The sequence below is a fragment of the Curvibacter gracilis ATCC BAA-807 genome, from assembly GCF_000518645.1.
GTDB classification, from domain to species: Bacteria; Pseudomonadota; Gammaproteobacteria; order Burkholderiales; family Burkholderiaceae_C; genus Curvibacter; species Curvibacter gracilis.
This window is the reverse complement of sequence record NZ_JADZ01000059.1, coordinates 1-8,237: the sequence shown is the minus strand read 5'-3', so window position 1 is coordinate 8,237 and position 8,237 is coordinate 1. Positions and strand designations below refer to the sequence as shown.

11 protein-coding genes are annotated in these 8,237 nt (G+C 64.0%); 2 read left to right on the top strand and 9 right to left on the bottom strand.

Annotated elements, in window-relative coordinates:
- Nucleotides 1-387: 387 nt before the first annotated feature.
- Together L880_RS35260 and L880_RS0125320 are read left to right on the top strand one after the other, a co-directional pair.
- Nucleotides 388-708, top strand: a complete 321-nt coding sequence (locus L880_RS35260) for a hypothetical protein (RefSeq protein WP_013723342.1) — start codon at nt 388-390, stop codon at nt 706-708.
- Between the two features lie 520 nt (nt 709-1,228).
- The gene (locus L880_RS0125320; RefSeq protein WP_245615366.1) at nt 1,229-1,522 is read left to right on the top strand and encodes a hypothetical protein; all 294 of its coding nucleotides are present in this window, start codon (nt 1,229-1,231) and stop codon (nt 1,520-1,522) included.
- A gap of 635 nt (nt 1,523-2,157) precedes the next feature.
- Here L880_RS0125320 and L880_RS0125315 read toward each other — a convergent pair.
- The 9 genes from L880_RS0125315 to L880_RS33605 all read right to left on the bottom strand — a co-directional run bounded on the left by L880_RS0125315 (nt 2,158) and on the right by L880_RS33605 (nt 8,147).
- Nucleotides 2,158-2,775: a recombinase family protein gene (locus L880_RS0125315; protein ID WP_009242066.1), complete on the bottom strand. Its 618-nt coding sequence runs from the start codon at nt 2,773-2,775 to the stop codon at nt 2,158-2,160.
- A 7-nt stretch (nt 2,776-2,782) separates the two neighbouring features.
- On the bottom strand, nt 2,783-3,019 hold the full coding sequence (locus L880_RS0125310; protein ID WP_009242065.1) for a hypothetical protein: 237 nt from the start codon (nt 3,017-3,019) through the stop codon (nt 2,783-2,785).
- 12 nt (nt 3,020-3,031) lie between these two features.
- Nucleotides 3,032-3,358 (bottom strand): ParB N-terminal domain-containing protein, encoded by a 327-nt coding sequence (locus tag L880_RS0125305; protein ID WP_013723340.1) that lies wholly within the window; start codon nt 3,356-3,358, stop codon nt 3,032-3,034.
- A 14-nt stretch (nt 3,359-3,372) separates the two neighbouring features.
- The gene (locus L880_RS0125300; RefSeq protein ID WP_013723339.1) at nt 3,373-3,702 is read right to left on the bottom strand and encodes a hypothetical protein; all 330 of its coding nucleotides are present in this window, start codon (nt 3,700-3,702) and stop codon (nt 3,373-3,375) included.
- Nucleotides 3,703-3,874: 172 nt separating this feature from the next.
- Nucleotides 3,875-4,369, bottom strand: a complete 495-nt coding sequence (gene radC / locus L880_RS0125295; protein WP_011798644.1) for a RadC family protein — start codon at nt 4,367-4,369, stop codon at nt 3,875-3,877.
- 555 nt (nt 4,370-4,924) lie between these two features.
- A complete protein-coding gene (locus L880_RS0125290) occupies nt 4,925-5,143 on the bottom strand; it encodes a hypothetical protein (RefSeq protein WP_011798645.1) in 219 nt (72 codons plus the stop codon).
- Between the two features lie 43 nt (nt 5,144-5,186).
- Complete coding sequence (locus L880_RS0125285; RefSeq protein WP_017510524.1) at nt 5,187-5,636, bottom strand: hypothetical protein; 450 nt, start codon at nt 5,634-5,636, stop codon at nt 5,187-5,189.
- A gap of 13 nt (nt 5,637-5,649) precedes the next feature.
- On the bottom strand, nt 5,650-6,117 hold the full coding sequence (kleA, locus tag L880_RS0125280) for a stable inheritance protein KleA (RefSeq protein WP_027477989.1): 468 nt from the start codon (nt 6,115-6,117) through the stop codon (nt 5,650-5,652).
- Between the two features lie 53 nt (nt 6,118-6,170).
- On the bottom strand, nt 6,171-8,147 hold the full coding sequence (locus tag L880_RS33605; RefSeq protein ID WP_051443603.1) for a DUF3560 domain-containing protein: 1,977 nt from the start codon (nt 8,145-8,147) through the stop codon (nt 6,171-6,173).
- Between the last annotated feature and the right edge of the window lie 90 nt (nt 8,148-8,237).

Sequence of the window (8,237 nt, the reverse complement as noted above, 5' to 3'; positions counted from 1 at the left end):
CCCCGCCGTGTCCTCATCGAGTCGGATGTTGAACCGCTCGGTTGGGCCTTTCCCTGTTCCTTTCGCTCTCGGCATTTTCCTTTACTCCATAAGGGTTTAGGCCATTATAGCATTTTCGGTGTCGCCGCGTTGTCTTTTCGGTGTCGCCACGCTAAAAGGCGCGCCACAGCGCGGCTTTTAGCACCGGCAACCATGTTGCGTGGTGTGTGACCGTTCTTCCGGGGCGCGGGGCTTGCCCTGCGAGCTGGAAGAACGGTGCCGTTCTCTCCCCCAGGCCCTAGTGGAAGAAAACCGCGCATTTGGTAAAATGCAGCCGATCAGGGACGCAGCACGTCCCGCCAGATCAGGCAGGTTTTCCACTAGAACCCACAACGCGAGGTAAGAGCCATGAGTAGTGAAACGACGAATCCGAAGTCAGGCCGCAAGGCCAAGACGCTGGATGAAGAAATCGCAGCACAACGCGAGAAGCTGCGGAAGCTGGAGGAACGACAGCGAGAGCAGCAGCGCAAGGAACGCGAGCGCAACCAGAAGGCAGTGATGGAACTCATCAAGACGGAACGGCTTGATGCGGTTCCATCTGATCTTTGGCGCGAAGCGATGCCAAAGATCAAGGCCCTTCTGGTAGTCGATGCAGCGAAACCGGCAGAGCCGGTGAAGCCTGTTCAGACTGCGCCTGAAGTAGCAGCGACGGCCGAGGCCAGCCAGTGAGCGTTTTCCACAAATCCACAGGCCCCGGTGCCCTCGACCGGGGATACCCAAATATCCCAAAGGGAGAGGGTCGCGCCCGGTTTTCCACAAGAGACTTCTTGTGGAAAACCGGAAAAGCGCGAGGGCCTGTGGGGCTTGTGGGAAACGCGGCGGTTGCAGGAGAGACGGCCCGGAGTCCAGAGGCGCGCCTTTGGTCGGCTCCCCTCACGGGGAGACGAAACGGGTGGGGTTGGTTTTTGACTCACCTAGGGGCAGAAGGCTGCAAGCAGCGGACGAGCGTTTTCCACAAATCCACAGGCCCCGTAGCCGTTGCCCGCGATACCTCAATATCGCAAGAGGCAACGGTCGCGCCCGCTTTTCCACAAGAAACCTCTTGTGGGAAAGCGGATCAGCGCGAGGGCCTGTGGAGCTTGTGGGAAACGCGGCGGTTGATAGTGGCACGGTCTAGCGCCCGGAGGGCGCAAGCGAAAGGGATGTGCAAGGCTGCGCAGCAGTCCCCGCAACGCGGGGATGAGCGCGAATGCGCGAACCTGGAGCAGCCCGGTCGGCCCGCAAAGCGGGACGATTCGCCCAACAACGGACGGTGAAGACGATGGAGCAAAGCATTGGGAGCCAGGAGCTATACCAGCACCTGAAAACCCACGGGCGCGCGGAAATTGACGGCTGGGCGATCAACGCGGACGGTGCGGAAATTTGGCTCACGAACCCCTACGGCATCGACGTGGGGTTCTACGCCAACAACGCGGAAGGATGCGCCGGCATCCTGGAGCGCATTTCAACTGACGATCACGAAAGGGAATGGGGCACGCTGTAGTGCAGCCATTCAGAATTCAAGGCAACCGACACACGCCACGGAACGGGCGCGGTTGCGTGACAAGGAAAGGCGAAGGCGACGGACGAAGGAAGTCGCCCTCGCCTTTCGCACTTTCCGGCCCTGCGTGACGCGGCACAAGCGCGGAACGAAACAGCAGGACGGAAAGCGGGAGAAGGCGCAAGGCGAACCGCTGCGAAGCAAGGGAAGCCGTATTGCGCCTCCCCGACTTTCGCGTGCGAAAGTTGCACAACACCGGCAGCGGAGCGGACGGGCCGGGACGGCCGCCGAATGGCGGCAGCGGGAACCGCAACGGCCCGGCGACACGAAACAAAATTGCAACGGTAGCAGCCTACGGGGCGAGCAGTGGAGAGCCTAGAAGCGATAGCGAATAGGCGATCATCAACAGCGAGTCAGGCCGCGCATTGCGTGGCCGCCGTCTTTCGCGGCGATCCAGATCAAAAGCAGCGAGAACGGCATCCGGCAAGGATGGTGGTCGGCCGAAGGCTGGCCACCATCGAGCCAGTGCAAGCGGAGAGGCTGCCGGCCTGAGTTCCGGCGAAGCTGGAACGAAAGACCGGCAAGGAAGCGGAGCCGGAAAACCGGATTGGCACGGTTGGGCCGAAGGGCCAGCCGTGTCAATCCGGCGCTTTTTTGGGAAAGTGCCGCGCAAGGAACTTGCGCATGGTTTTCTCGGTAACGCCAAAGTATTTGGCGAGCTTCGGCGTCGTCAAACCGAGGGCGTGCAGCTCTCCTACTTTGTCGCGTTGAGGGTCGAGCTTGAGGCGGCCGGTGCTGCCTTTGCGCCGGCCGCCGATGCGGCCCTCAAGGCGAGCACGCTGCAAGCCTTCTCGGGTGCGCGCACGGGTGAATTCCACCTCGATCATGGAGGCCATAGCGAAAGCGGCGGCCTGAATTTGAGCATTCAGGCTACCGTCCATGACGGTGCCGTTCTTCGTGATGATGATGGTGACGCCGCGCTCGGCGGCAGTCTCCAGAATCGAAAAGACTTGTCCGGGCGACCCGCCCAAGCGGGTGAATTCGGAAGTTAAAAGCAAGTCACCACGCTGGGCCTGCTCCGTTAGGAGCGAACCCAGCGCGCGTTCCCGCCAGGGAACAGAGCGACTTGCCGTTTCTTCAACGACAACGAGCGGGGCGTAGCCGCGCGAGTTGGCGAAATCCAGCAGGCCAAGCCGCTGGTTCGCCACGTCTTGCGAGTCGCGGGAGACTCGCAAGTAAGCGAAGTAACGAGGCACGGCCGATTCACGCGGAGAACATGAGTTTGTACGCGAGAGGGAAAGCGGCCAGGACGCCCACAATCGGGCACAGGCGGCGGCAGAATGCCGCGCCGGTCTTGGACTGGATGCTGCGAGCGAGAGCGAAGCCCAGCAGCCAGCCAAGGCCCCAGCCGGCGACAAGCACCAGGAGCGCAAAGAAGGTGTTGCGGCTGAAATAGTCGAGGGATGCGGACATCACTCGGTCGGCGGTTTTGTCATCCATGAAGGGCTCCGATCAGTAGACGCAAACGGAGCTGGCCAGCAGGTCAGCGAGTTTGCGGGCTTTGGTGGTCTTGGGCATGGATTGGCCAAAGTCGGTGATCGCGTCCACCAGGACGCGGCACTCGGCTTTGGTCAGTCGCACGCAGGGAATGGGATAGGTAGCGCCATTGCGGAATCGACTGGCCAGCGCCGGCACGGCGCGCAGCCGGCGATTCGCGCAATGCACGGCATCGAGCACGTCGGCCACGGCCACCATGTCGCCGGCTTTGCCGGTGAACATGTGGTCGGCTTGGGCGTGGTCGCCGTCCGAAGTCAGCAGCGCGAAGATGTCGAGCGCCATGATGGGGCAGCGCGTCAGCGGGCGCGCGGAGCGCGCAGCGCGGTGGCCATCAATGGCTCCACAAAGCGCAGCAATGCGCTTTGCTCGTCCACGGTGAAACCGATGGTCAGGCTGTGCTCGATCAGCTCCAGTGCGGCCTCCTTGTACTCGATGGGGAGAGCACTGAGCATGGCCAGACTGAAAAGGTAGTCCGGGTGCGCGGCTGAAGCGGCGCACTGGAGCAGGATCAGCGCGGCCTCGTTAGACGGGTTTTTTTCGATCAGGTGAAGGGTTGCCCTCACCGGCTCGGGAAAGTCGCTCAAAACGGCTGTATTCGCGCCGTAGATCGGGCGATGCTCGCTCATAAGGGCCTCACGGTAGTTATTTGTCCAGAAAGGGCGAATTTTACCGGATTCGACGGTAATTAAAAGGTACGTTTTAATGCCGCTTTTTCCGGCAGGAAAAACGGTCGTTAAAACTACCGGGCAAAACGCCCCGAAGGGGCGTTTGCCGGGTTTTTCACCCGGCCAGCAGCGGCTACAGCAAGCCGCGTTGAGCGAAGGACACGGACGCGCCACCCGCGACGACGACGTGATCCAGCACGCGCACGTCCACCAGGGCGAGCGCGTCCTTCAGCACTCTGGTCAGGTTCTCATCGGCGCGCGACGGCTCGGGCACCCCGGACGGGTGGTTGTGCGCGAAAATGACGGCGGCAGCGTTCAGGCGCAGCGAGGTCTTCACCACCTCGCGCGGGTACACGCTGGTCTGCGTCAGCGTGCCCCGGAACAGCTCGATGTACTCGATGACGCGGTTCTGTGCGTCCAGGAAGATGGCCGCGAACACCTCATGCTCCAGGTTCCCGAGGCGCAGCGAGAAGAAGGCGCTGGCGTCAGCCGGCGCTGAAATCAGGCCGTTGCGCATCACCTTTTCGTCAAGGATGGCCAAGGCGGCCTCGATGACTTGGCCGGCGCTGGCCAGTTGAAACTGGCCGTTGTCGTCAATAGTGAAAAGGTCGATGTGCGAAGCGGTCATGTCATGGACTCCAGGAAGTGGGCGGGATTGCCTACTTCCTCTGGATCGGTTCGCAGCGCAGCGGTCAAGGGTGAAACGGCCAGCGGCCGCAAGCGCCCTTCAGGGCGCGCAGCCCTTGACGGCGAGAACGAACTGATACCCTTGGAAGTGACAGGCAATCCCCACCCTCTGCACACCACGGACGCCTTTGTGCAGTTGTCCAGCTTTCGCGCGCGAAAGCTCACTTCAGGCCGTCAGGCCAGCGCCCGGAGGGCGCAAGCGAAAGGGATGTGCAAGGCTGCGCAGCAGTCCCCGAAGGGGATGAGCGCGAATGCGCGAACCTGGAGCAGCCCGGTCGGCCCGCGAAGCGGGACGATTCGCCCAGCAGGTTTTCAGGGGCCAGGGCAAGCCACGGAGGGAGCGGAACAGGGGGAAGGAGAAGATCCAGCCAGCCAGCAGCAGCGACACAAGGAAGGACGCCGGCAGGACGGCGCGCGCAGCGCGCAGGCTTGCCGGCCCAGCCAGCAGGGCGAAGCCCTGCCCTTCCAGCCCGGCGCAGCCGGGCTTGTCGCCGGCCTACCGCTCCACCTGGGGAGCGGTCGCGGCCACGGCCGCCCTGCCCGCCTCCATAGCAGCATCGGCCCGCTTGTCCAGCAGGGCGCACAGGAAGGCGGCATCGTTGGCCACGTCCACCGGGTCACGGGCCAGCGCGGAGCGCAGCGCGTCTTTCATCCAGTGGGAGGCGGCGGGATCAGCTAAAACTTCGTCAATGGTCGGGACATGGGCGCGGGGCATAGTAGGTGCTCCAGTTGCGGCCGCCACCGGGCGGCCGCGCGTTTCAGAAAAGGGCCAGTTGCGGGGGTTCCGCCTCGGCCAGCTCGGTTTTCACGTCCTCCAGCTCAAGCGTCAGCTTGACCAGAATGGACAGGTCATAGGAAATGTGGGCGTCCTTCAGGCGCAGCGCCGTGCGCAGCGCGCCCAGCGGGTTGTTACCGCTGGAAATGCACACGTCGTAAGCGGACAGGGCCGCTAGGCCCTGCTCGCGGTAGCGCGTATATGTGGCGATGTCGCGCTGTAGCTCGGCCTCGTACTGCTCGATTTTCCGGGCCAGGTACTCGGCCCGGTCGGCCGGGGCCTTCGGGACGCGGTGCCCTAGATGGGGATCGAGGCTTTGCCAGTTGGTGCGGATGCCCACCTTCTCGGCCTCGGGGAATTCCGCGATCACGGCCGCGACAGCGGCCGGATCGACGGCGGCCACCAGTGCGGCGGCCTGCTCCTGTATAGACATCGGCCGCCCTCCCCTAGCCTTCCAAGCGGGTCAGCAGCGGAACAGCGCCGTAATTCCACCAGTCGAAAACCCGGTGCAGCGTGTCGCGCTGTTCGTCCTCGGTCGCGGTGCTGAAAAGGTTGTGTTGCCGGATAACGCGGCCAGCGTGGAAGGCTTGCAACACCTCCAGCGGGGACGGGGCACCATCGAGGGCGCGCAGCGCCTCGCGCAGCTCGCCGTCTTTCACGAAGCCGGGCGGGAACGGCTGGCCACGGTCGGCGGCAGCGGTCGCGGCCTGCTCGATGTCGTGCAGCGTCCATTGCTTCATGATTCGATCCAGCAGGGCCGCGCGGCCCTCACGGACTCCCGCGCGCAGCGCGGCCGCTTGTTTTTCCAGTTCCTCGGCGCTGGCCAGCTTGGCGGCCAGCTTGTTGCGCTCGTTGCGGATCGGGTCGCCCACTTCCGGCAGCAGGTCAACCCAAGGCATAAATTTCGGTTGCATGGCTCGTACTCCTTGAGCGGCCCCGGCGAAGCCGGGGCGCGTGCGTTGGTGGGTTAGGCGGTCAGGGTGAAAAGGGCGGTATTAACGGCGGTGCCGGATTCCGCGAAGGTATCGGGCGGCAGGTTCTCCCATTCGCCGCCGTGCTGCTCCACCAGCGGGCGAAGCTGGGCATTCTGGCGGGGGCCGTTGGCGCAGATCGCCACCAGCTTGCCGCCCGGCTTCAGGAAGCGCAGCGCGTGGCGGATGTGCTTGATGTCGTCTGCGTTGGCAAAGGGCGGATTCATCAGAATCCGGTCGAACGATCCCCACAAGGTTTCGGGCGTGCATTGCAGGAAGTCACCGATCACCACGGCGCGGCGGTCTGCATCGAGGCGGCCACCCAAGGCCGCGTTAATCTCCACTGCCACCACTTCGCAGCCCTCGGGCAACTGCTCCAGAATGCGGCCGGTGCCGGCGCTCGGCTCCAGCACGCGCATTCCCGGCTCGATGTCGGCCAGCTCCACCATGCGGGCGGCCAAGTCGGCCGGGGTCGGGAAAAGCTGCGGGGCGCTCACAACCTGCACGCCGGCCTTGAGCTGGTCGCGCATGGCTTGGAAGTCCTCGGCCATCGCCGCGCGCTTGTCGGTGCTCTCGGCGCTGGCTGGGGCCTGCTCGGTCGCCACCGGGGCCGGGGCCACGGGTTCGCGCTCGAATTTCACCGGCTCGGCGGCCTCGGGTGCGGGCTTGTCCACGCGCTTGGCGTCGGTGATGTAAACCTGCACGATCCGATAGCCACTATTGGCCAAAAAGGCGGTGCGGTAGCGGTATGCGCCATGCTCGGCCGTGGCTTGCGCGGTGCGGGTGCCCTTGTAATCGGTGGGCTTGCGCTTGTATTCCTCGGCGGTCATTTCGATGAAGCCTTCACCGGGGAAATTCACCAGCGGCGGCAGCTTGGCGGCCTTCTTGACCTTGGCGGCGTCTTCCTCGGTCGGCGCGCGGTAGTCCTTGATTTCCTCGATGCCGCGCACGCGCACATAACGGGCATTCGTGGTCACGCTGTTGATCTGGCCGCCCTTCTTGTTGACGCGCATCACCACCAGCCATTCACCATCGACCAGGACGCGGCCGCCCGGCTGGATGTCGAAGCCTTCAGCCTTCAGGCCGCCTTGCTCGTCCAGCATGGCGCGTTCGTAGGCAATCCGGTTTTCAAAGTGGGCAATCCAGCGGTCACAATGGGCAATCGTCGCCGGGTAGGTTTTCTTGGCCGCCTCGATCACTTCGGCCAGGGTGCGCGGCGCGTAGAGGTTCGGATGCGAGCCGTTCAAGGCGTCGTAAGCGGTCGGGGTGTGGCTCCAGTCTTCGCGGTCGCCTTCCTTGCGCGGCAGGTGCAGCCAGCACATGCCAGCGATGCGCAGGGCGACGGCCTTTTGCAGCTCGGCGTCTTGCTCGGCCTCGCATTCAAGCCACAGCTTCAGCCACATTTCGGCCTCTTGCTTGCTGCGCTCCTGCTTGCGCTTGTCGGCCTCCAGCCCCTTGATGCGGCGATGACGGACGGCGGGCAGCTCCTTGTATTTCGCATGACGCAGGGCACCGGCTGCGCGCTGCTTCCAGTATTCGGAGGTTTCCCACATCTGCACGGCGCGGCGCATCCCGTTTTCCATGCGCTCGGCGTCTTTGCGGGCCTTGCGTTCGCTGTGATGGCCCACAAGGATGGGTTGCCCGAACTCGAACCGCTGGCCGATGGCCTGCACGGCGTTGCGCGCGGCGCTTGCGTCATGGGCGCGCTTGTCGCTGTAGTCCTCGAAACGGTCGGCGCGTTCCTCGGCGCGCTCGACTAGGCCGGTGTCCTCGTCGCCAATCTCGCCGCACAGCTCCATCAGCAGGTCTTCGCGGGCCGGCGTCCACATGGGGGCCACGAAAAGCTCTTGACGGGGTGCCCACTTGAACCCGGCCGCCTTCACGCGCTCATAAGTCGCGCTATCCAGTCGGGAGGACGGATAAAGGCGCAGCTTGTTGTCTTCGGGGGAGTAGGTGGCGGTCAGCGTTTGCATGGTCGTTTTCCTTATGCGGAAGGGTTGAAGATGGTCTAAGCGGCTGGGGTCTGGTCTGCTCACCGTCACCCCTGCCGGGGCATCGCCTCA